At 65.9% G+C, this 21,563-nt stretch carries 19 protein-coding genes; 12 read left to right on the forward strand and 7 right to left on the reverse strand.

The features are described 5' to 3' along the window. Window positions 1-92 precede the first annotated feature (92 nt). From N6H05_RS05545 to N6H05_RS05555, 3 genes are read left to right on the forward strand one after another with little or no spacing between them, the layout of a single operon-like run. The gene (locus tag N6H05_RS05545; RefSeq protein WP_284113021.1) at window positions 93-2,282 is read left to right on the forward strand and encodes a TonB-dependent receptor; all 2,190 of its coding nucleotides are present in this window, start codon (window positions 93-95) and stop codon (window positions 2,280-2,282) included. 25 nt (window positions 2,283-2,307) lie between these two features. Beyond that, window positions 2,308-3,345: an NAD(P)H-dependent amine dehydrogenase family protein gene (locus tag N6H05_RS05550; RefSeq protein ID WP_284113022.1), complete on the forward strand. Its 1,038-nt coding sequence runs from the start codon at window positions 2,308-2,310 to the stop codon at window positions 3,343-3,345. 2 nt (window positions 3,346-3,347) lie between these two features. Then, entirely contained in the window at window positions 3,348-4,283 is a 936-nt protein-coding gene (locus N6H05_RS05555) for an SDR family NAD(P)-dependent oxidoreductase (RefSeq protein WP_284113023.1), read from the forward strand. 98 nt (window positions 4,284-4,381) lie between these two features. On the opposite strand, the gene N6H05_RS05560 is transcribed toward N6H05_RS05555, so the two are convergent. Genes N6H05_RS05560 through N6H05_RS05570 form a run of 3 tightly spaced genes read right to left on the reverse strand, consistent with a single transcriptional unit; the run spans window position 4,382 to window position 7,172 of the window. Then, complete coding sequence (locus N6H05_RS05560) at window positions 4,382-5,245, reverse strand: SDR family NAD(P)-dependent oxidoreductase (protein WP_284113024.1); 864 nt, start codon at window positions 5,243-5,245, stop codon at window positions 4,382-4,384. Beyond that, window positions 5,242-6,468 carry an MFS transporter gene (locus tag N6H05_RS05565; protein WP_284113025.1) on the reverse strand — a complete coding sequence of 409 codons (1,227 nt, stop codon included), beginning with the start codon at window positions 6,466-6,468 and terminating at the stop codon, window positions 5,242-5,244. Before N6H05_RS05565 ends, N6H05_RS05560 begins: the two co-directional genes overlap by 4 nt. A gap of 50 nt (window positions 6,469-6,518) precedes the next feature. Then, window positions 6,519-7,172, reverse strand: a complete 654-nt coding sequence (locus N6H05_RS05570) for a TetR/AcrR family transcriptional regulator (protein ID WP_284113026.1) — start codon at window positions 7,170-7,172, stop codon at window positions 6,519-6,521. 69 nt (window positions 7,173-7,241) lie between these two features. On the opposite strand from N6H05_RS05570, the gene N6H05_RS05575 reads away from it, so the two are divergent. From N6H05_RS05575 to guaA, 9 genes are all read left to right on the forward strand, one after another. Further along, window positions 7,242-8,627, forward strand: a complete 1,386-nt coding sequence (locus N6H05_RS05575) for a hypothetical protein (RefSeq protein ID WP_284113027.1) — start codon at window positions 7,242-7,244, stop codon at window positions 8,625-8,627. Then, window positions 8,624-10,042: an acyl-CoA reductase gene (locus N6H05_RS05580; RefSeq protein WP_284113028.1), complete on the forward strand. Its 1,419-nt coding sequence runs from the start codon at window positions 8,624-8,626 to the stop codon at window positions 10,040-10,042. Before N6H05_RS05575 ends, N6H05_RS05580 begins: the two co-directional genes overlap by 4 nt. A 113-nt stretch (window positions 10,043-10,155) precedes the next feature. Further along, complete coding sequence (locus tag N6H05_RS05585; protein WP_284113029.1) at window positions 10,156-11,553, forward strand: MFS transporter; 1,398 nt, start codon at window positions 10,156-10,158, stop codon at window positions 11,551-11,553. 17 nt (window positions 11,554-11,570) lie between these two features. Continuing rightward, on the forward strand, window positions 11,571-11,873 hold the full coding sequence (locus tag N6H05_RS05590) for a DUF1330 domain-containing protein (protein ID WP_284113030.1): 303 nt from the start codon (window positions 11,571-11,573) through the stop codon (window positions 11,871-11,873). A 22-nt stretch (window positions 11,874-11,895) separates the two neighbouring features. Continuing rightward, a complete protein-coding gene (locus N6H05_RS05595) occupies window positions 11,896-12,549 on the forward strand; it encodes a carboxymuconolactone decarboxylase family protein (protein WP_284113031.1) in 654 nt (217 codons plus the stop codon). A gap of 118 nt (window positions 12,550-12,667) precedes the next feature. After that, window positions 12,668-12,898: a biotin/lipoyl-containing protein gene (locus tag N6H05_RS05600; RefSeq protein WP_004209482.1), complete on the forward strand. Its 231-nt coding sequence runs from the start codon at window positions 12,668-12,670 to the stop codon at window positions 12,896-12,898. A 1-nt stretch (window position 12,899) separates the two neighbouring features. Then, complete coding sequence (locus N6H05_RS05605) at window positions 12,900-14,003, forward strand: Gfo/Idh/MocA family protein (protein WP_284113032.1); 1,104 nt, start codon at window positions 12,900-12,902, stop codon at window positions 14,001-14,003. Between the two features lie 114 nt (window positions 14,004-14,117). Then, window positions 14,118-15,353 carry a TCR/Tet family MFS transporter gene (locus N6H05_RS05610; protein ID WP_284113033.1) on the forward strand — a complete coding sequence of 412 codons (1,236 nt, stop codon included), beginning with the start codon at window positions 14,118-14,120 and terminating at the stop codon, window positions 15,351-15,353. A gap of 182 nt (window positions 15,354-15,535) precedes the next feature. After that, a complete protein-coding gene (gene guaA, locus N6H05_RS05615) occupies window positions 15,536-17,107 on the forward strand; it encodes a glutamine-hydrolyzing GMP synthase (RefSeq protein WP_017499169.1) in 1,572 nt (523 codons plus the stop codon). A gap of 150 nt (window positions 17,108-17,257) precedes the next feature. On the opposite strand, the gene N6H05_RS05620 is transcribed toward guaA, so the two are convergent. The 4 genes from N6H05_RS05620 to N6H05_RS05635 all read right to left on the reverse strand — a co-directional run bounded on the left by N6H05_RS05620 (window position 17,258) and on the right by N6H05_RS05635 (window position 21,559). Beyond that, complete coding sequence (locus N6H05_RS05620; protein ID WP_284113034.1) at window positions 17,258-18,619, reverse strand: aromatic ring-hydroxylating oxygenase subunit alpha; 1,362 nt, start codon at window positions 18,617-18,619, stop codon at window positions 17,258-17,260. Between the two features lie 74 nt (window positions 18,620-18,693). After that, window positions 18,694-19,473, reverse strand: a complete 780-nt coding sequence (locus N6H05_RS05625) for an enoyl-CoA hydratase/isomerase family protein (protein WP_284113035.1) — start codon at window positions 19,471-19,473, stop codon at window positions 18,694-18,696. Further along, entirely contained in the window at window positions 19,473-20,681 is a 1,209-nt protein-coding gene (locus tag N6H05_RS05630) for an acetyl-CoA hydrolase/transferase family protein (protein WP_284113036.1), read from the reverse strand. The genes N6H05_RS05625 and N6H05_RS05630 overlap by 1 nt, the downstream gene beginning before the upstream one ends. After that, the gene (locus tag N6H05_RS05635; RefSeq protein ID WP_284113037.1) at window positions 20,678-21,559 is read right to left on the reverse strand and encodes an HpcH/HpaI aldolase/citrate lyase family protein; all 882 of its coding nucleotides are present in this window, start codon (window positions 21,557-21,559) and stop codon (window positions 20,678-20,680) included. The genes N6H05_RS05630 and N6H05_RS05635 overlap by 4 nt, the downstream gene beginning before the upstream one ends. Window positions 21,560-21,563 lie beyond the last annotated feature (4 nt).

Genomic DNA, 21,563 nt, shown 5'->3' on the forward strand with positions numbered 1-21,563 from the left:
CGCTTATCTGCGCGCGAGACCGTCGTTCTCCGCACTATCATGCCGCCCATAGGGAAGGCCGGACCACCGGCACCGATCATGGGAGGCAAGGGATGATCCATCGGAAGACGCTTATTCGTTCGTCGGGCATTGGCGCGGCCATGCTGCTGGCCACGGTCTCGCACCTGGCCGTCGCGCAGGAGGCGGCGCCGCCGCCGGTCCAGAATGACCAGGATCTGATCATCGTCACCGCGCAGCGTCGCGCCGAATTGTCGCGCGACGTGCCGATCAGCATCACCACCGTCACCCAGGACCAGCTGACCAGCGCCGGCGCCAGCCAGCTGACCGACATCGCCACCGTCACCCCGGCGCTGCGCTTCGACAGCGCCGCCGCCTTCGTCCAGCCGACCATTCGCGGTGTCGGCACCGCGGTCGCCAGCTCGGGCGGCGGCGCCAATGTGGGCATCTATGTCGACGGCTTCTACTCGCCCAACCCGCTGGCCGCCGATTTCCAGCTGATGAGCCTGAAAAGCGTGCAGGTGCTGAAAGGACCGCAGGGCACACTGTTCGGCCGGAACACCACCGGCGGCGCGATCCTGCTGACAACCGCCGATCCCAGCAGCGACGGCGCGGGCGAGTTCAAGGTCAGCTATGGCCGCTTCAACAGCCTGGCGGTGCAGGGCTATGCCACCTTCGGCGTAGTTCAGGATGTGGCGATGGATGTCGAGGCGCTGTTCCGGCGCGGCAACGGCTTCGTCCATAATATCACCACCGGCAGCGACCGCGACGGGCGCTATAGCAACTGGTCGGTGCGAACGGGGATCAAGGCGGACCTGAGCGATTCCGTGTCGCTGCTGCTGCGCTACACCCATAGCGATACCGACGATCCGACCCTGCTCAACACCAACATCTATGTCGGCGACGATATTGGCGGCGCGGGCACCAACCTGCCGTCCAGCCTCTACGCGACCAAACATGATGACGTGGCGACCGGCGGCCCGACCGAATTCCTGTCGAACAATGATGTGATCCAGGGGACGCTGAAGGCGGACCTGGGCTTTGCCGACCTCACCTCCTACACCCAGTATCGCGACGAAAATTCGCTGATCGTCGAGGATCTGGACAGTACGGCGGCGAATATCTTCCTGTTGCACATTCCGGTGCGCAACCAGACCGTCTCGCAGGAATTGCTGCTGACCTCGAAGCCGGGCGGGCCGCTGCAATGGACCGCCGGCCTCTTCTACTTCAACAACAAGGATCGATGGGGCACGCGGGTCGGCACGCCGACCGCCGGCGATCCGCTCGCCAGCATTGCGCTGGGCGGTTCGGGCACCAACAGCAAATCCTATGCCGCCTTTGCCGACCTCACCTATGCCTTCACGCCCGACCTCTTCTTGACGGTGGGTGGGCGCTACAGCCACGACAGGATCGGCGACGCCTATTATATCATCCCCTTCTCGGCCACGCGCACCTATGTGCCCGACCTCAAGGGCAACAAGTTCACGCCGCGCGCGGTGCTGCGCTATAAGCCCAGCGAGGAATCGAGCGTCTACGCCTCCTACAGCAAGGGCTATAAATCGGGCATTCTCGACGTCGGCGGCAATACCGGCAACAAGGTCGCGCCGGAGGATATCGACGCCTTTGAAGCGGGCTTCAAATATGATGATCGCCGCCTGTCGGTCGATCTGTCGGCCTATTATTATGATTACAAAAATCTGCAGGTGTCGCTCTATCGCGGCAACCCGCCCTCGGCCCAGATCATCAACGCCGCCTCGTCGGAAATCTATGGTCTGGAAGGCCAGCTTTCCTATCGGCTGACCGACCGGTTCCAGTTCAATGTCGGCGCCGCCTATACCCATGCGCGCTACACCAATTTCGAGGATGCGCCGATCTATACGCGCTGCACCCTCGCCAGTTGCGCGGCGCAGGGGATCAGCTTCGTCGTCGTGCCGACCCAGCTCAACGATGTGCATATGCAGCGCACGCCCGACTTCACCGGCAATGTCGGCGCGCGCTACACGCTGGACCTGGCGGGCGGTTCGCTCGCCCTGGCGGGCAATCTCTATTACACCTCGAAATTCTATTTCGGCCCGTCCGGCACCCAGTTCGCGCAGAAGGGCTATGAGGTGCTGGCGCTGCGCGCCGAATGGACCGACGCCAGCGATCGTTTCTCGCTGGCCGTCTTCGGCGACAATGTCACCGACAGCCGCTACCGCACCCAGGTACTCAGCAATAATTTCGGCATCGGCAATGTCTGGAGCGCGCCCGCGACCTGGGGCGTCCAGGCCGGCGTCAAATTCTGATCGGGCGGCAAGGGAGAGGATGGCGATGGGCAAGCACTATCGGGTGATCCAGTGGGCCACCGGCAATATCGGCGGCCGCGCCCTGCGCGCGGTGATCGAGCATCCGGGGCTGGACCTGGCCGGCCTGTGGGTCAGTTCGGCGGCCAAGGCGGGGCAGGATGCCGGCACGCTCGCCGGCACCGTGCCGCAGGGCATCACCGCCACCAGTGATGTCGACGCGCTGGTCGCGACGCCGGCCGACTGTGTCCTCTATATGCGGCAGGGGACCGATATCGACGAACTGTGCCGGCTGCTGGCATCGGGCAAGAATGTCGTCACCACGCGCGGCGATTTCCACCACCCCGCCTCTCTGGACCCGGACGTCCGCGCCCGGATCGAGGCCGCCTGCCAGGCCGGCAACAGCTCGATCTACAGCACCGGCTCCAGCCCCGGTTTCGTGACCGAGGCGCTGACAATCCCGCTGCTCTCGCTCTCGCGCCGGCACGACTGCCTGACGATCGACGAGTTTGCCGACATGGAAAGCCGGGATTCGCCCGATTTGCTGTTCAACATCATGGGCTATGGCGTCGCGCCGACCGCCTTCGACCAGCGCAAGGTCGACTATGTGAAGCATGATTTCGCCGGCTCGCTTGCCCAGCTGGCCGACGCCGCCGGCATCGCGGTCGACCGGTGGGAGGCATTCGGCGAAATGGCGGCGGCGACCCGCGACGTGACGATCGCGGCCGGCACGATCGCGGCCGGCACGGTCGGCGCCCAACGCATCACCATATCGGGGATGCAGGGCGACAAGGCCGTGCTGCGCTTTCGCGCCAACTGGTATTGCACCCGCGACATCGACCGGCCCGACTGGGAATTGCGCGAATCCGGCTGGCGTATCCGGGTTGAGGGCGACACGCCGCTCGACGTCCACATCAGCTTCCCGGTCGCGCCGGAGGATTATGCCGCCTTCACGCCGGGCCTGACCGCCCATCGCGCGGTGAATGCCATTGCGGCGGTCTGCGATGCGCCGCCGGGAATCCGCACCACCGCCGACCTGCCGCAGATCATCGCGCAACTGGGGTGAGCATGGACAGGATCGATTTCACCGGCCGCACCATCCTCATCACGGGGGCGGGCGGGGGCCTCGGCCGCGCCTATGCGCGCGACATCGCCGCACGCGGCGGCGCCGTCATCGTCAATGATCTGGGCGGATCGGTATCGGGGGAGGGGGCATCCTCGACCATGGCCGACGCCGTCGCGGCGGAAATCGTCGCGGCGGGCGGCATCGCGATCGCCAATGGCGATGATGTGTCGTCGCCCGACGGCGCGCAGGAAATGATCGACCTCGCCATCGCCCGTTTCGGCCGGATCGACGCGGTGATCGCCAATGCCGGCAACATGCGCTTTGCGCCGCTCGAGGATCTGACCGCGACCGATCTCGACGCGCTGCTCGCCGTCCATGTGCGCGGCTCCTTCAATGTCGCGCGCGCCGCCTGGCCGCATATGCGGGCGCAGGGCGGCGGCCGGCTGGTGCTGACCACATCGGGCGGCGGGATGCTGGGGATGGGGCAATTGTCGGCCTATGGCGCGGCCAAGGGCGGCGTCATGGGGCTGATGCACAATCTGGCGGAGGAGGGGCGCCCGCACGGCATCCTCTGCAACGCGGTCATGCCCAATGCCGCCAGCCGCATGTCGGCAGGGATGAGCGAGGGGACGCTCGGCCATAATCCCTGGGGCCGGGCGCTCGGTCCCAGTTTCGATCCACGCTTCACCGCCGGCCTGGTCGCGTATCTGGCCCATGAGTGCTGCACGTCGACCCACAGCATCTATTCCGCGCTGGGCGGCCGGATCGCACGGGTGTTCGTCGGCGCGACGAAGGGATGGGACCATGGGCTGGACGCGCCGCCGACTGCCGAGGATATCGCCGCCCATATCGACAGGATCAGCGACGATGGCGCCGGCTATGCTATCCCGACCGATATCTTCGACGAGTTCCGCATCGTGGCCGAGGGGCGGGGCTAGAGCATTCTGAAGTCGGCTGGAACAGCCGACGACTCGCAGAATGCGGCAAACAAAAGGAAATTAGAGCATTCTCCGATTCAACCTAATCGGAGAATGCTCTAGAAACCCGCCACCATCGCTTCGCTGAGCTGCCATAGCTTCAGCGCCTGAGCATCATCCTGTGCGGCCGCCGACGGCGTCAGTTCCGCGCGCTGATGGAAATAGCCGCCGCTGCTGTGCCCCGGTTCCTCGGCGCTGGCGAGCCAGACCAATGTGTCGGCTGCCTGCGCCGGGGTGACCGACCGGTCGAGAATCGATTCCATATAGGCCTGCATCGGCGCGTCGCAGTGGCTGGCGAAATTGCTCGCGACCACACCAGGATGCATGGCGTGGGCGATGATGCCGTCACCGGCCACGCGGCGGGCCAGTTCGCGGGTGAACAGGATATTGGCGAGCTTGGCATGGCAATAGGCCGCGCCGCCGACGAAATTGTCGGCGAAGCTGAGGTCATCCCATTGGATGCCCGGACTCTGCTCATGCCCGGTCGAGGACACGGCGATCACGCGCACCGCGCCCGGCCCCCGCCTGGCGGCGGTGGCGCGCAGATTGGGCAGCAGCGTCTGCGTCAGCAGGAAGGGCGCGAGATGGTTGGAGGCAAAGGTTGCCTCGAACCCCTCCGGCGTGATCGTCCGCTCCGCTACCACGCCGCCGGCATTGTTGAGCAGCGCGTCGATCTCCGGCGCGCTTGCCGCAATTTCCTGCGCGACCCGCGCCGTATCGGCCATGGCGGAAAGATCGGCGCGCAGCATCGTGAAATCGCCGCCGGCATCGGCCCCGAGGTCGGCCTCCGCCGCGGCGCAGCGGTCGGCGTCTCGGCCGATGCCGATCACGCGCCAGCCCTGTTGCAGCAGGGCGCGGGCGGCTTCCTTGCCGACGCCGGCGCTGGCGCCGGTAACGATCGCGGTGCGTTGGGTGTCGCTCATGCGTAGACGGGCTCCATGGTGGGGGGACGGCGCCCCAGGGTCAGGAACAGGGCAGCGCCGGCCAGGGTGACGCAGGCGCTGAGCGCCAGGAACGGCGCATAGCTGCCCCAGATGCTCAGGGTCAGGCTGAGCGTCAGCGATCCCAGCGCCGCCCCGCCCGCGATCGCCGCGCCGACAAAACCCATGACCAGGCTGAACACGCCCAGGCCAAAACGGCGCGAGACGAGATAGGCGGCGATGTCGCCCTCCGCCCCCTGCGCCAGCCCCATCATCGCGACCGAGAGAGCCAGGACGATGGTCGCATCTAGCGGCGAGGCCATCAGCGCCATGCCGATCGCGGGCATCGCCAGCGCCAGCGCGGCGACATGGTGCGGCGGCATCCGGTCGAGCGACAGGCCGCAGGCGAAGCGGCCCAGCAGCACGCCGATGGCATAGATGGAAATCAGCCAGGTCGCGGTCTGCGACGCGGCGCCGCTGTCCATCAGCACCAGCTTCATCTGGGCCGAAGCGAGCCCCTGTGGGAAATTGACCAGCACCATGCCGACGATCAGCACCCAGAAGGCGGGATTGCGGAAGATGACGCGGCTGCCGACCGGCGCTGGCCCCGCCTGTTTGTCGGTTTCGTCATGGGGATGCACGCCGATATGGGCGGGCGTCAGCAGCACCGCGATCAGGCCGAAGACCAGGGTGACGCCGCCCATCAGCAGATAGCCGTTGCGCCAGCCCTGGCTCTCGATGAAGCTGCCGAGCAGCGGGGCGATCACCGCGCCGACCAGCGGCGGGCCGGTCATCACGATCGAGAAGGCAAGGCCGCGTGCCCGCTCGAACCGTTCGGCGACGATGCGGGTATAGACCGGCGATGTGGTCAGCGTGCCAAGGATGATCTGCAGCACGGCGACGGCGAAGAAGGCGCGGATGCTGCCGGGCTGGAAGGCGAAGCCGAGATAGGCGATCGGCCCCGCCAGCACGCCCACGGCGGAGACGGCGCGCACCCCGAACCGGTCGGTCAGCCGCCCAGTGATCGGCTGCATGATCAGCATCAGTAGGCCGAAGCTGCCGAGCAGGGCGAATTGCGATTTTTCCCAGCCGAACTCGCCGATCATCTTCGGCGCGAACAGGCTCATCGTATAGGCCGACAGGCCGATGCCGAAGCCCAGTCCCATCGTCGCGGCAAGCAGGGGGCGCCAATGCGTCCGCAATTCGCCCCAATAGGCCGATCCCATATCCCTCTCCTCATCTGGTGCCGGCCCCCTCTTGCGGGTGGTCCGGGTTGCTAGTCCGATCTGGTCCTTATGCCGTTCAGGAACAGGTGCACGGCGGCCCGCACCCAGTCGTCCACCTCGGCGGCGCTCATAGGCTGGGGGGAACCCACCAGCCGGATCGGCCCGCCCAGCACCATCGTCATGAACAGGCTGGCTGCCATGTCCGGACGGTCCACGCAAATCGCCCCGGCGCTATCATGGCGGCGCAGCAGGTCGGCCAGATGGTCGTGCACCGGCTGGGCGCCCTGGCTGTAGGACAGCATCAGAAGGTCGGGGAAGCGATAGGATTCGGTGGTGATGATCCGCCGCAGCCGAACACCCTCGGGCGTCGACAGGTCGGCGATGCGCAGCCGGGCGATCGCGACCAATATGGTTTCCAGATCGTCGCCGGCGATCGCCTCCAGCGCGGCGCGCGGCGTGGCGGTGCGGGTGATCGCGCGGCCAACCGCGGCCATGAACAGCGCCGCCTTGTCGGCATAGCGGGCATAGATGGTGCGCTTGGTCATGCCGACGGCGGCGGCCACCGCCTCCATCGTCGTCAGCTCGAACCCCTTGTCGAGGAACATGTCGAGCGCCGCGTCGAGCATTTCGGCCTGGCGCGCCTGCGCCTGCGCGCGGGTCGGGCGCCCGGCGGCGGGGCGGGGGTCTGAAATCGGTGTGTCCATGACCAGCATCATTATGGCCCTTGCCGCCTTTTGCGAATCATGCATAATGATACGCATCAGGTGCTATTAATGCACCAGAGCCACAAGGGCAAGGAGCAGGATATGGGCGCGCAGGCCGATCGCCTCACCGGACTGGTCAGTTCGGACTATCGATTCAACATTCCCCACGCCGAATTGCGCGACGCGCAGATCGCGGCGCTGAACGAACGGTTCCAGGAAAAGAAGGACGGCATCCGCCTGCTCGGCCACCGCGCGCGGGAAGCGGGGATCAGCGAAGTGACCTCGCTCGACGACGCGGTGAAGCTGCTGTTCCCGCACACGGCCTACAAGAGCTATCCCGAAAATTGGCTGATGCAGCAGCGCTGGGACAAGCTGACCCAGTGGCTGGGCACCATTTCGGCCCATCCGGTCACCGACATCGATCTGGACGGCATCACCGATGTCGACGACTGGATCGCGCGGCTGCAGGCGGCGGGCCATTATGTATCCTGCTCCAGTGGCACCACCGGCAAGTCGGCGATGCTGATCGCGTCGCAGGCGGACATGGACTGGTCGAAGGTCGATACCGTCAACGTCTTCGCCTGGGGATCGGGCGTGCAGCCGGCGCAGGATCGTCGCATCATGGGGCTGGCCCCGGTCGCCAAAGTGCCCAAGAACGAGATTATCGGGGAGGCCCAGCGCGCGGCCTTTGGCGATCCCGCCAAGGAAATGTTCCAATATCCGGTGCCGCCGATCACCGTCGGATCGCTGACCCGCATGGTGGTGCTGCGCAAGGCGATGGCGGACGGCAGTGCGCTGCCCGGCGACATTGCCGAGTTCGAGGAAACGTCCCGCTTCCGGCAGGAGGCGATGGACGCCGCCGTCCATATCGCCGCCGATGCGATGATCGAACATCGCGCCGACAAACTCTATATCGCGGGCATGTGGAACGCGCTTTACCATGTCGCCAAGGCGGTGCGGGAGCGCGGTTATAACGCCAAGGATTTCAACCCGGACAACTGCATCTATATCGGCGGCGGCCTGAAGCGCGCGCAACTGCCGGACGATTATCAGCAGTTCGTGCATGAGACCTTCAACATTCCCGAAGGCCGGCATTTCCAGAATTATTCGATGCAGGAACTCAACAGCGGCATGCCCAAATGCCGCGAGGGCGGGCGCTATCATGTGCCGCCCTGGATCGTGCCGATGATCCTGGACAAGGATGGCGATGCGCTGATCGATCACGCCCATGACGGCGAGGTCGAGGGGCGGGCCGCCTTCTTCGACCTGTCGCTCGACGGCCGCTGGGGTGGGGTCATCACCGGCGACCGGATATCGGTCGACTACAGCCCCTGTGCCTGCGGCAATAGCGGGCCATCCATTCGCGACAATATTGCCCGCTATGCCGATCTGGACGGCGACGACAAGATCGGCTGCGCGGGCACCGTCGATGCCTATGTGCGAGGTGTGGCATGAGCGTGCTTGAACAGACGGCCCCGGTCGAAACGGCGGCCGAACCGATCCGCGTCGATCATTTCGTGCGCGGCAGACTGGTCGAGGGCGGGGCGGTACGCCATCGCTCGCGCGACCTGGGCGTCGATTTCGCGACGCCGCAGATCGACCTCAACGCGCTGGTCGCGCCGCGATCAGAACTGCCGCCGCTGCTCGACGTGCCGGTCAGCGAGATCATCGATTTCCTGGTCGAGGCCGGGCAGCGGATGGATTTCGAAACCAATCCCTATCTTCAGGCGGCGCTGGAGCATACGGTCAAGGTGAATCCGCTGCCGCGCCGGGTGGTGGAAAATCTGTTCCGGCGGGCCAAGCATTTCCTGACGCCCGAGGGACTGCGCTGCAGCATCGAATCGAGCTTCCTCAACCCCGCCGCACTCGACCGCTGGGTGGAGCGCACCGACATGCACGGCAATCGCGGCGCGCTGCGCGCCTTTCCGCCGCGCATGGTGCATATGCTGGCCGGCAATTCGCCCACCGGCTGCATCTCGTCGATCGCGCAGGGCGCGCTGGTGAAGGCGGTCAATGTCTTCAAGATGCCGTCGAGCGACCCATTCACCTGCGTCGCGATGCTGCGCACCATGGCCGATGTCGATCCTAATCATCCGGTCGTCCGGTCGATGTCGGCGGTCTATTGGCGCGGCGGCGACGAGCGGATCGAAGGGACGCTCTATCGCCCGCAATATTTCGACAAGATCGTCGCCTGGGGCGGCGGCGACGCGATCAAGAATGTCATCAAATATCTGGGGCCGGGCATCCAGATGGTGTCGTTCGATCCCAAGACGTCGATCTCGATGATCGGGCCGGAAGGGTTCGATCCCGCCGTCATCGACGATGTCGCCGATGCCGCCGCCACCGACGTCGCGACGATGAATCAGGAGGCCTGCCTCGCCAGCCGCTTCATCTTCGTCGAGGGCGATCGGGCCGGGGTGGAATCCTTCTGCGCCAGGTTGCAGGAAAAACTTGGCCAGGATCGCGAAACGGCGTCGGCGGTGGCGCATCCGCTGCCGGTCGAGGTGCGCGACGAGATCGAGATGCTGACCCTGATGGGCGACGATACCAAGGTCTGGGGCAAGCCCGATGGCCGGGGCCTCGTCATCCTGACCGACGAGCCGGTCGATTTCCACCCCAGCAACAAGACCGCCAATGTCGTCCATGTCGCCTCGCTGGATCAGGCGGTGCGCTATGTGAATGTCGCGACCCAGACGATCGGCATCTATCCGCCCGAGCGGAAGCTCGCGCTGCGCGACCGCCTCGCCAGCGCCGGGGCGCAGCGCGTGGTGCGGCTGGGCGGCGCGGCCAAGCATGTGATGGGCGGCGCCCATGACGGCATGCTGCCACTCCAGCGTTTCGTCCACTGGATGAGCGACGAGGACGCCTGATCCTCTATGATCGGACGGGGAGGGGCCATCGCGCAAGCGATCCTTTCCCGCCCGCATTGCCTCGCGCGGCGAACCGGTTTCAAATCCTGCCCGGACAAGACGGCTCCAGCCGCATGATCGTCGCGCGCCACGACCGCGCCGCAACAGGTGAGGACAAGCGCATGGCAGACAGCGACCCGCATTTCGACACGGCTTCCGCTGTCACGCCGCCCGAAGCGCTGCCCTCCATGGCCTATCGCGCCTATTTCCTGCTGCTGATGGTTCTGGTGTCGGCCTCGGTCCAGGGCGAACGATATCTGATGGTGGTGATGGTGGAGCCGATCCGCCACGAACTGGGCCTGTCCGACGCCGCGATCGGCATGGCCAAGGACATGATCATCGCGATCGTCTATATCCTCGCCATCATCCCGCTGGCGCGGCTGGCCGATGGCTGGTCGAAGCGCAAGATTGTCGCCATCGCCGCCACGGTGTGGAGCGCCGCCGTCATCGTCTGCGGTCTGGCGAAAAGCTTCTGGATCCTGCTGATCGGCCGCGCCGGCATCGGCCTTGGCGAAGGCGGCTTCACCCCGCCGTCCCAGGCCTGGATCGCCGATCTTTTCCCGATCCGCCAGCGCGCGACCGCGCTGTCCATCTTCCTGCTCGGCGCCTCGCTCGGCACCTTTCTCGGCCCGGCCGTCGGTGGCTGGGCGGTGCAGGCCTATGGCTGGCGCGAGACGCTGATCTTTGCCTCCATCCCCGGCTTCATCCTGGCGCCGATCGTCTGGTTCACCCTGCGCGACAGCCGATCGGGGCTGGCCGACGGCGCCTCGGCCGAACAGGCGCGGCCCGTGCCCTTCCTTCAGACCGCGCGCGAATTGCTGGCGATCCGCACCCTGCCGCCGCTGATCGCTGCCGCCTCGCTCAATGCGCTGCTGACCATGGGCTTCATCAGCTGGGCGCCGGCCTTCATGGAGCGGACCCATGGCATGCCGGCCAGCCAGGCCGGGTTGCAGATGGGCGGCGCGCTCTTCTTCGGCTCGGCGATCGGCCATACGCTGGGCGGGCCGCTGGCCGACTATCTCGGCCGTCGCGACATGCGCTGGTATGTCTGGATCCTGATGCTGTCGGGCGCCTGCGCCACCGGCATTGGCTGGATGATCCTGACCGGGCCGGGTGAACGCGTCTTCCCGCTCTATGGCCTCAACATGCTGCTGGGCGGCCTCTCCGCCGCGCCGCTGATGGCGGTGGTGGCGGGGCTGGTGCCCTCGCGTTCGCGCGCTACCGCGATCGCGGTGCTGATGGTGTCGATCCAGGTCGTCGGCTTGGGCGGCGGACCGGTGCTGGTCGGCGCGCTCAGCGACGCGCTGCGCCCGGTCTATGGCGAGGATTCGCTCGGCATGGCGATGCGCTGGGCGCTGCTGGTCGGCATTCCCAGCACCATCCTCGCCTGGTTCGCCAGCCGCAGTTGCCGCAAGGATTTCGCCGCGGCCGGCGGCTGGGACCGCAGCACCATGCCCGCCGCCATCCACTGACGCGAGGAGCGCTGCCGATGCCCGCCTACATGATCGTCACCCGCGAAGGCCCGATCGCCGATCAGGAAGCGATGGACGCCTATAGCGCGATGAACCGCGCCAATGCGGCGACCTTCGTTGCCCAATACGGCATCCGTCCGCTCGCCGTTTATGGCGCGCAGCAATTGCTGGAGGGTGACGGCGCGGACGGCGCGATCATCCTGGAATTTCCCGACGCCGCCAAGGCCCGCGCCTGGTATGACTGCCCCGAATATCAGGCGGCCTTGCCCTATCGCATGAAGGCAGCGCCCTATCGCGTGCTGCTGGTCGAGGGACTTTGAGATTCTCCATCAAGGACGCATCATGACCGACATCACCCCCCGTATTTCCCATCTGCCGCGCGACCAGTGGACCGACGACGCGCGCGAGGTTTTCGCCTTCTGGGGCGAACCCAATGCCTGGGAGGAGGGGTCCAAGACCAATGTCATGATGGTGATGGCCAACCATCCGCCGCTGGGGAAGGTCTATAATATCTGGGGCAAGCATCTGCTGATGGCGAACAGCCTGTCGACGCGTGCGCTCGAACTGCTGATCCTGCGCGTCGCCTGGCGGGTGAACTCGGCCTATGAGTGGCATAATCATGTCGGCTATGCGCTCAACGCCGGCATCACGCTGGAGGAAATCGGCGCGATCCGGGATTTTCCCGAAGGCGGCGACTGGGCGGAGCAAGATACTCTGGTGCTGCGCTCGGTCGACGAACTGATCGAGGATGGCAAGATCAGCGACGCCACCTGGGACGGGCTGGGCGCCCATTTCGACACCCGGCAGAAGATGGATCTGGTCTTTTCGATCGGCCATTATGTCATGACCAGCTGGGCGCTTTCCTCCTTCGGCGTCGGCATCGAGGGCGGCGCCGACCCGATCGGCTTCGACCTCAAGACCGGATCGGGCAGGACGCCGGGCAAGACCTTCAAGCCGGGCGAAACGGATAATTGGACCGACACGCGCGGTTACTGATCCCCGCCCTTCTATCGCGCCGGTGATATGGCGGCGGCGGGCCGCTTTTGCGCATTGTCCGCCGCCAAAGGCGCGATAGCAGGGGAACAGATATTCGCTGTTTCAAAGGGGACACACCATGGCCACCGACATCCTGCTGCCCAAGATCGGCTTTTCCATGACCGAGGCACAGATTGCCGAATGGCTGGCCGAAGACGGCGCGACCGTCACCGAGGGCCAGCCGCTCTATCTGCTCGAAGCCGACAAGTCGGCGAACGAGGTCGAGGCTCCGGCCAGCGGCACGCTGCGCATCATCGCCCAGCCGGGCGAAACCTATGAGGTCGGCACCGTTCTGGGCACGATCGAATAAGATGGTGCTGCGCGTCGGCATCGTCAGCGCCGCCTGGGGCGCCTTCGCGCACCTGCCTGCCTGGCGCGCCATTCCGGGCGTCGAGGTGACGGCGATCTGCACCTCGCGCGAGGAAACGGCCCGCGCCGCGCAGCAGCGGCTCGGTCTGCCGCGCGCCTTCTGGAATGCGGAGGAGATGTGCGCCGATCCCGACATCGACATTGTCGACCTCGGCACCCGGCCCAGCATCCGCCTGCCGATGGTGCTGGCCGCACTCGCCCATGGCAAGCATGTCTATAATGCCAGCCCCCACGCCCCCGACTGGGCCGGGGCCAAGGCGATCGACACGGCCTGGCAGGGCGGCGCCAGCATCGGCGTGGTCGACGCCTTCTCGCAATATCTGCCCGCCCTGCGCCAGATGAAGGCGATGCTGGACGATGGCCATATCGGCGCGCCGCTCGGCGGCACCTGCCATTTCAACATCTCGCTGTTCAACCAGCCCAACAAGCTGTTCCCATACAACTGGTTCGCGCAGGCCGGGCAGGGGGTGTCGGCGGTGCGCAACAATGGCAGCCATGCCCTCTATCTGCTGCTCCACCTGCTCGGCCCGATCGCCGAACTGGTCGCCGACGACAGCCAGATACTCAAGCGCTGGACTTTCCCGGACGGCGACACCATCACGCCCGAAACCACCGATCTCGCCAATGTCATCCTGCGCTTCGAAAGCGGGCTGGTGCTGCAGATGCAGATCAGCTGGAGCATGGCGCTGCATGACGGTTTCCTGCTCGACCTGTTCGGCGAGAGGGGACGGATGGTCTCGACCTCGCCCACTTTCCCGACCGCGCGCGACTGCACGCTACGCGCCGGGCAATTGGGCGGCACGCTGGCGGATGTGGCGCTGCCCGATGCATTCAAGGCGACGCCCGGCATCGCCCTCGACTGGCAGAGCGAGCCCCAGCCCAGCTACCCGATGGCGCTGTCGATGCAGGCCATGGTGGCGGCGATCCATGGTCGCGGCGTGGCGGCCCCGGACTTCGCCCGCGCGCTGGAGGTCGAACGCATCCAGGAAGCGATCCGCATCTCCAGTGCCGAGCGGCGCTGGATCAAAATTGCGGATATCGTCTGAAGCCCGTTTGCAGGTGAGCGAACGGGCCTATCTGGCTGACATCGTCGCGTGATATGGTGAACTTGGGTATGGGAAGCCTTGGCATCGCCATCCCGGCAGGATAGCGCCTGCGCTATGATCGCCCCCACCCATCCGCGCCGCACCGCCGCCATCGCCTTCATCCTGGTGACGGCCCTGTTGGACGTCATGTCGATGGGCATCGTCATTCCGGTGCTGCCGCAGTTGATCGAGACATTGTCCGGCTCCAGCACCAGCGCGGGCCTGTGGAACGGCCTGTTCGTCGCGCTTTGGGCGGCGATGCAGTTTCTCTGCTCGCCGGTGATCGGTTCGCTGTCCGACCGCTTCGGGCGCCGGCCGGTGATCCTGATCTCGGTCGCGGGGCTAGCGCTCGACTATGTGCTGATGGCGCTCGCGCCCAATCTCTGGTGGCTGGCGCTGGGCCGCATCCTCGCCGGCATCACCTCGTCCAGTTTCACATCCACCTTCGCCTATATGGCCGACATCACCCCGCCGGAGGGCCGGGCGCGCGGCTATGGCCTGATCGGTGCGGCGTTCAGCGCGGGCTTCGTCGCCGGGCCTTTGCTGGGCGGGGTGCTGGGCGAAATCTCGCACCGCGCCCCTTTCTGGGCCGCGGCCGGCCTGTCCGGCCTCGCCTTCCTCTATGGCCTCGTCGTGCTGCCGGAATCGCTCGCCCCGGAAAAGCGCATGGCCTTCAGCTGGCGCCGCGCCAATCCCTTCGGCGCGCTGCAATTGCTGCGCTCTCACCCCGAATTGTCGAGTCTCGCGATCGTCAATTTCCTCCTCTATTTCGCCCATCATCTCTTCTCGGCCGTCTTCGTCCTCTATGCCGGCGACCGCTATGGCTGGGGCGCCTGGCAGGTCGGCACCTTGCTGGCGCTGGTCGGGCTGATGGACATGGGGGTTCAGGGTCTGCTGGTCGGCCCGGTGGTCAAGCGGCTGGGCGATCGCACGACGATGGTCGTGGGCCTCGGCTTCGGCGCGGTCGGCATCGCCGCCATGGGCCTGGCGCCCACCGGCTGGCTGTTCGTCGCGGCCATGTTCCCCAATGCGCTCTGGGGCCTGGCCATGCCGACCATCCAGTCGCTGATGACGCAGCGCGTCTCCGAAAGCGAACAGGGTCAGTTGCAGGGCGCCAACAACAGCGTCGGCGCGATCGCCGGCATCGTCTCCCCGCTCTTCTTCGGCGCGGTCTATTCCGCCTCGGTCGGCCCCCGCCCGATCCTGCCCTTCATCGGCAGCGCCTTCCTGATCGCGGCGCTGGTGCTGGCCGGTGCCGCCCTGCTCGGCCGCGCAGCGGGACGCAAACAGGATGGTCCTGCGCCGGCCTAGAGCATTCTGAAGTCGGCTGGAACAGCCGACGACTCGCAGAATGCGGCAAACAAAAGGAAATCAGAGCATCATCCGATTTACCCTAATCGGATGATGCTCTGAACCGGGAAAACTGGACATATCGGGGCGGTGCGACTAACCGGGCGCGAATCCCTTCCACCGCTCGACATAAAGGCGATTCGATGACGCTGCCCCTTCAGGATTCCATCCTTATCGTGGACTTCGGCAGCCAGGTGACTCAGCTCATCGCCCGGCGCGTGCGCGAAGCCGGCGTCTATTCCGAGATCGCCCCCTTCACCCAGGCCCAGGCCGCGTTCGACCGCATGAAGCCCAAGGGCATCATCCTGTCCGGTTCGCCTGCTGGCGTACCGGAGGAAGGCAGCCCGCGTGCGCCGCAGGCGCTGTTCGATGCCGGCGTGCCGATCCTGGGCATCTGCTATGGCCAGCAGGTGATGAGCCATCAGCTGGGCGGCGAAGTGCGCCCCGGCCACGAGACCGGCGAAGGCGGCGAATTTGGCCGCGCCTTCCTGACCGTGACCGAACCCTGTGCCCTGTTCGACGGGCTGTGGGAAGTCGGCGAACGGCATCAGGTGTGGATGAGCCATGGTGACAAGGTCACGAAATTCGCGCCCGGCTTCAAGATCGTGGCCGTGTCGGACGGCGCCCCCTTCGCGGTGATCGCCGACGAGGAACGCAAATTCTACGGCACGCAGTTCCACCCGGAAGTCGTGCATACGCCCGACGGCGGCAAGCTGATCGCCAATTTCGTCCGCCATGTCTGCGGCCTGGCCGGCGACTGGACCATGGCCGAGTTCCGCCAGGTCAAGATTGCCGAGATCCGCGAACAGGTCGGCACCGGACGGGTCATCTGCGGCCTGTCGGGCGGCGTCGACAGCGCGGTGGCCGCCGTCCTCATCCATGAAGCGATCGGCGACCAGCTCACCTGCGTGTTCGTCGACCATGGCCTGATGCGCCTGGGCGAAGCCGAGCAGGTGGTCAGCCTGTTCCGCGAGCATTATGGCATCAAGCTGGTGCATGTGAACGCCGAGGAGCGCTTCCTGGGCGGCCTCGCGGGCCTCACCGACCCGGAAAAGAAGCGCAAGTTCATCGGCGGCGAATTCATCGCCGTGTTCGAGGAAGAAGCCGCCAAGATCGGCGGCGCCGACTTCCTGGCGCAGGGCACCCTCTATCCCGACGTGATCGAATCGGTCAGCTTCACCGGCGGCCCTTCGGTCACGATCAAGTCGCACCATAATGTCGGCGGCCTGCCCGAACGCATGAACATGAAGCTGGTCGAGCCGCTGCGTGAGCTGTTCAAGGACGAAGTGCGCGTGCTGGGCAAGGAACTGGGTCTGCCCGACATTTTCGTCGGCCGCCATCCCTTCCCCGGACCCGGCCTCGCCATCCGCATCCCTGGCGAAGTGACCAAGGAACGCTGCGACATATTGCGCAAGGCCGACTTCATCTATCTGGAGGAAATCCGCAATGCGGGCCTCTACGACGCGATCTGGCAGGCATTTGCCGTGCTGCTGCCGGTCCGCACCGTCGGCGTGATGGGCGATTACCGCACCTATGACAGCGTTTGCGCGGTGCGCGCGGTCACCTCGACCGACGGCATGACCGCCGACATCTATCCCTTTGACGCAGCCTTCCTGAGCCGCGTTGCGACCCGCATCATCAACGAGGTCAAGGGCATCAACCGCGTCGTCTACGACTATACCAGCAAGCCGCCCGGCACGATCGAGTGGGAATAAAGCTGAAATGGCGAATGTCCTGGGGGCATTCGCCGGCTTTACTCGGCACCGCAAGGTGCCGTGGGTATCGGAACCGCGGGGACGGTCATCCGATGTCTTCGGCGGCATAAGCTGCCGCAGCCATAAAGCGCGATGGGGTCTGCCCGCGACTCAGTCCATTATCGCGGGCGCGCCCGTCCCCATGTAGCGGGACAGATTGTAATGAAGGCTGGCCACCGCTCGCTCCATATAGGGGTTGGGCTGGGTGCCGCGGAAGCCGACATTCTTCATGCCCTGCTGCACCGCCTGCATGTTGGTGAAATCCTGCTGCAGCACCGGTGGCCATTGTTCCGCGCTGGTATATTCCCATTCGGTGGCGGGCGTTTCGGCGTCCGGGAACAGTTCATAGACTGCCGCCTCGAAAATGCACTTGTCCGGGTCCGTGCCATAGGGGCGGGCGGAATAGCAGAGCATGTTGTTGACGGCATGGCCGATCTGGAAATTGGGGAAGATCTGCCAGGCGGTGCCACTCTTGGCGGTATGGGCGGGTTCGACCACCGGCCAGAAGACGCCGCGCCGTTCATCGTCGGCGCGGGCGGTGGCGAGCCAGTGCTGCAGCACCTGCGGCGCAGGGGTGCCCTCGGGCAGCTCGTCCTTCAATCGCTGGGCGGCGGCGACCAAAGTCATGGTCGTGTTGGTGTTGGCATTTTCCCAGGTGAAGAGCTGCATCTCCGCGGTCGACAGGCGCGGGTCGTCGCCTGAACCGATGCGCAGCTTGGCCTGGTTCTCGTCCATATTCTTGGGTGCTTCATAGCCGATATTGGTGTGCAGCCCATGTTTGCGCGCCCAGCCGCGGAATTCGCCAAAGGCGTTGAATTCGGGATGGGTGGTCTGGACATGATAGGTCTCGCTGAACGCCTCCATCGCGACCTTCCAGTTGCAGTCGAAGATGATCCATTTGCGCCAGCGATAGCGCATATTCTGAAGGCCGAAGGGATCGAGCATGTCGGGCACCACGCCCAGATAGTCGGCGAGCGGGCCGCAATCGGGATCGAGATTGATCCAGGCCCAGCCGCCCCATGTGTCGACGTTGACCTTGCCGAGCGCGGTGCGCTGCGCCGTCAGCTTGCCCTGCCAGTCATCGGCATGGTTGGCGAAGGTGCATTGGCCCTGGCGGTCGAAGGTCCAGCCATGGAAGCCGCAGATGATCGACTTGCGGTTGCCGCGCGCATTGCGCTGGCCCGCTGGCGTGTCGATCAGGCGGCGGCCGCGATGCGGGCAGACATTATGATAGGCGCTCAGCTCATCCGGCCCGGTGCGCATGATGATGACCGAATCTTCGAGAATGTCGTAGGTGACGAAATCGCCAACCTCGGGAATATCCTCCAGCCGGGCCGCCTGCAGCCACACCTTGCGCCATAGCCGGTCCTGCTCGGCGCGAGCGTAATCCTTCGACACATAGGCTTCGACCGGGACGATGACCGGCTCGATCAGATCCTCGCCGGGCGCGCCGATGCTGCTGATCTCGTTCATGGCCTATTCCTTCTCCATTTCACCCTTTTGCCATGCCCGCGTCACCCGGACTTGACGATTTCAGACAGTCGAGCTTAGCGCCCGGTCCATTGCGGCATGCGTTTTTCGGCAAAGGCGCGTGGCCCTTCCTGCGCGTCCTTGCTGTTATAGGCATGTTCGGAGGCGGCGCGGGCGGCCTGTAGCGCGGCGGCGCGGCCCATCTCGGTCGCCAGCATCACCGTGTCGCGACCCGCCTTCACCGACAAGGGCGCACCCTCCAAAATCTCCGCTGCCAGATCGAGCGCCGCCTGCATCAGCGCCTCTGGTTCGGCCAGGCAATTGACCAGGCCGATCTCATAAGCGCGCTGGGCGGTGATCGGTTTGCCGGTCAGGATGATCTCCATCATGATCCGCTGCGGGATCATGTGAATCAGCGGCGCGGCCCAGGGCGAGCTGCGCCCGACCTTCACCTCGGTAATGGCGAAGCGCGCGGCCGTGCTGGCAACGCACAGGTCGCAGGCCTGGGCGATCATCCAGCCGCCGGCAAAAGCGACGCCATTGACCGCCGCGATCGTCGGCTTGCTGAGTTCGATGCTGTCATAGGGCAGCGGGAACATGGCGCGCGGCGGCACGGTCATGCCGGTGTCGACCATTTCCTTGAGGTCGCCGCCCGCGCAGAAGGCCTTGTCGCCCGCGCCGGTCAGGATGGCGACGCGCAGCGCCGGATCAGTCTCGAACCGTTGCCAGGCGGCGCGCAGCCCCTCGCGCACGTCGCGGCCCAGGGCATTGCGCTGGTCGGGGCGGTTGATGGTGAGGATGGCGATGCCGTCGGGTCGCGCCTCGAACAGGACTGCGTCGGTCTGCGCTTCGGGCATCAATACCCCCTCTGCTGGATGATATGGGCCGCCCGCTCCAGTTCCTCGCGGAAGGCCGGGTCGGCGATGGCGATCAGGCGGCGGGTGCGTTCGGCCAGCGTCTGCCCTTTCAGTTCCGCCGCACCATATTCGGTGACGATGATGTCGACATCGCTGCGCGCGGTGGTGACCGGGCCGGACAGGCTGGGCACGATCTTGCTGAGGCTTCCGCCCTTGGCCGAGGCGGAAAGGGCGATGATCGAGCAGCCGCCGGGCGAACGGGCGCCGGCACGGACGAAATCGACCTGGCCGCCGGTGCCGCCGAGATAGGCTGCACCCGACTGTTCGGCATTGACCTGGCCGGTGAGGTCCACCTCCAGCGCGCTGTTGATGGTGACAAGGCGGGATAAGCGCCCCAGCACGGCAGCGTCATGGGTATAGCTGGTCGCGCACATGCGGATCGCGGGATTATTGTGCGCCCAGTCATAGAGGCGCCGGGTGCCGATCAGCGCGCCGTTGATCGAGACGCCGGTGTCGATTTCCTTGCGCGCGTTGGTCAGCACGCCAGCCTCCGCCAGTTCCACCAGCCCGTCGCCCAGCAGCCGCAATATCGCGTCTGGCACCGCGCCGACCCCGGTCTGGATTACCGATCCGTCACCGATATAGGCGGCGCAGTGGCGGGCGATCGCCTCGTCGATCTCGCTGATCTTCGCCGGCGCCACCTCGACCGGCGGGCGCGTCACGGGAATGGCGACGTCGATGGCCGAGGCCGGGATCAGCTCGCCCGGCACATAGGGCACCGCTTCGTTGATCTCCGCGATGACCACCCGCGCCTTGTCCACGGCGGCGCGGACATAGTCGCCGATCAGGCCGCAGCTATGGTTGCCGTCGGCGTCGGCCGGGCTGAGCTGGATCATCGCCACGTCGCAGCCGATGATGCCGGCCGTGATCATCGGCGCGACCTGGCTGACATGGATGGGGATGACCTGCAGCTTGCCGGCCTTGGTCATCGACCGCAGCGCGCCGATCGCGCCCATGGAGGAAAGGCGGAAACTGTCGGCGCTGTCCGGCGTGAACAGCCCCGAGAAGCTGGTGGCGATGAAGGCGGACAGGTCGCCGATCCCGGCGCCCTGCTCGATCAGTGCGCTCACCAGGCTGACCGGCTCACCACAGGCCTGGCCAAAGACGATGCGGTCGCCGCGCCGCAGATAGGGGGTGAGGTCGATCACAAGGCCCCGGCCTGGCGCAGCAACTGCTCGGCGCGGCTGAGATAAGGCCGGTCGAGCATCCCGCCCTTGTAGCCGATCGCGCCGACGCCGGGATTGGCGGCGAAGATGTCGACGATCGCCTGGGCCTCGGCAATTTCCTCTTCAGTCGGGGTGAAGGCGGCGTTGATGACATCGACCTGCGCCGGGTGGATCGCCAGCATGCCGCGATAGCCGTCGCGCCGGACCTTCTCGGCCCGCGCCTTCAGCCCGTCGAGATCGCGGAAGTCGCCCTGGATCGTCTCGATCGCGGTGACGCCGGCGGTGGCCGCGCCCAGCAGGCACATGGAGCGCGCCAGTTCATAGGTGAAGCCATAGCTGCCATCGGCATTGCGGTTGGAACTGGCGCCGATCGAGTCGGCCAGATCCTCCGCGCCCCAGGTCAGCGCCACCACGCGCGGCGCGCCCTTATAGTCGCCGGTATGGAACATGGCTTCTGCCGTTTCGGTGACCAGCACGATCAGCGGGGTCGATCCCCGTTCGATGCCATGCGCCGCCTCGAACGCGGTCAGATAATGGTCGAGCCGTTCGACATCCTGCCGGCCATAGACTTTGGGCAGCATGATGCCGCCCGGCCGCGCCGGCATGATCGCGGCGAGATCGTCGAGCGTATAGGGCCCGTCGAGCGGATTGACCCGTACCCAGAGCCGCTCGCGTCCTTCACTACGGGCGGCGAGGAAATCATGCACCATCTGGCGGGCGAGCGGCTTGTTTTCGGTCGCGACCGCATCCTCCAGGTCGAACAGCGCGATGTCGGCGGCGCTGTCCGCCGCCTTGGCCATCTTCTTCTCGCTGTCGCCCGGCGCGAACAGCCAGGAGCGCATCTTGATCGGCAGCGTCATCGTT

The organism is Sphingobium sp. WTD-1 (assembly GCF_030128825.1).
Lineage (GTDB): Bacteria > Pseudomonadota > Alphaproteobacteria > Sphingomonadales > Sphingomonadaceae > Sphingobium.

Coding starts and splice junctions, on each gene's coding strand:
- N6H05_RS05565 (WP_284113025.1), bottom strand. CDS start 6,468: ATGGGATCGGCCTATTGGGGCGAATTGCGGACGCATTGGCGCCCCCTG.
- N6H05_RS05545 (WP_284113021.1), top strand. CDS start 93: ATGATCCATCGGAAGACGCTTATTCGTTCGTCGGGCATTGGCGCGGCC.
- N6H05_RS05550 (WP_284113022.1), top strand. CDS start 2,308: ATGGGCAAGCACTATCGGGTGATCCAGTGGGCCACCGGCAATATCGGC.
- N6H05_RS05585 (WP_284113029.1), top strand. CDS start 10,156: ATGATCGTCGCGCGCCACGACCGCGCCGCAACAGGTGAGGACAAGCGC.
- N6H05_RS05580 (WP_284113028.1), top strand. CDS start 8,624: ATGAGCGTGCTTGAACAGACGGCCCCGGTCGAAACGGCGGCCGAACCG.
- N6H05_RS05635 (WP_284113037.1), bottom strand. CDS start 21,559: ATGACGCTGCCGATCAAGATGCGCTCCTGGCTGTTCGCGCCGGGCGAC.
- N6H05_RS05600 (WP_004209482.1), top strand. CDS start 12,668: ATGGCCACCGACATCCTGCTGCCCAAGATCGGCTTTTCCATGACCGAG.
- N6H05_RS05625 (WP_284113035.1), bottom strand. CDS start 19,473: ATGCCCGAAGCGCAGACCGACGCAGTCCTGTTCGAGGCGCGACCCGAC.
- N6H05_RS05610 (WP_284113033.1), top strand. CDS start 14,118: ATGATCGCCCCCACCCATCCGCGCCGCACCGCCGCCATCGCCTTCATC.
- N6H05_RS05575 (WP_284113027.1), top strand. CDS start 7,242: ATGCACCAGAGCCACAAGGGCAAGGAGCAGGATATGGGCGCGCAGGCC.
- N6H05_RS05560 (WP_284113024.1), bottom strand. CDS start 5,245: ATGAGCGACACCCAACGCACCGCGATCGTTACCGGCGCCAGCGCCGGC.
- N6H05_RS05590 (WP_284113030.1), top strand. CDS start 11,571: ATGCCCGCCTACATGATCGTCACCCGCGAAGGCCCGATCGCCGATCAG.
- N6H05_RS05595 (WP_284113031.1), top strand. CDS start 11,896: ATGACCGACATCACCCCCCGTATTTCCCATCTGCCGCGCGACCAGTGG.
- N6H05_RS05620 (WP_284113034.1), bottom strand. CDS start 18,619: ATGAACGAGATCAGCAGCATCGGCGCGCCCGGCGAGGATCTGATCGAG.
- N6H05_RS05570 (WP_284113026.1), bottom strand. CDS start 7,172: ATGGACACACCGATTTCAGACCCCCGCCCCGCCGCCGGGCGCCCGACC.
- N6H05_RS05605 (WP_284113032.1), top strand. CDS start 12,900: ATGGTGCTGCGCGTCGGCATCGTCAGCGCCGCCTGGGGCGCCTTCGCG.
- guaA (WP_017499169.1), top strand. CDS start 15,536: ATGACGCTGCCCCTTCAGGATTCCATCCTTATCGTGGACTTCGGCAGC.
- N6H05_RS05555 (WP_284113023.1), top strand. CDS start 3,348: ATGGACAGGATCGATTTCACCGGCCGCACCATCCTCATCACGGGGGCG.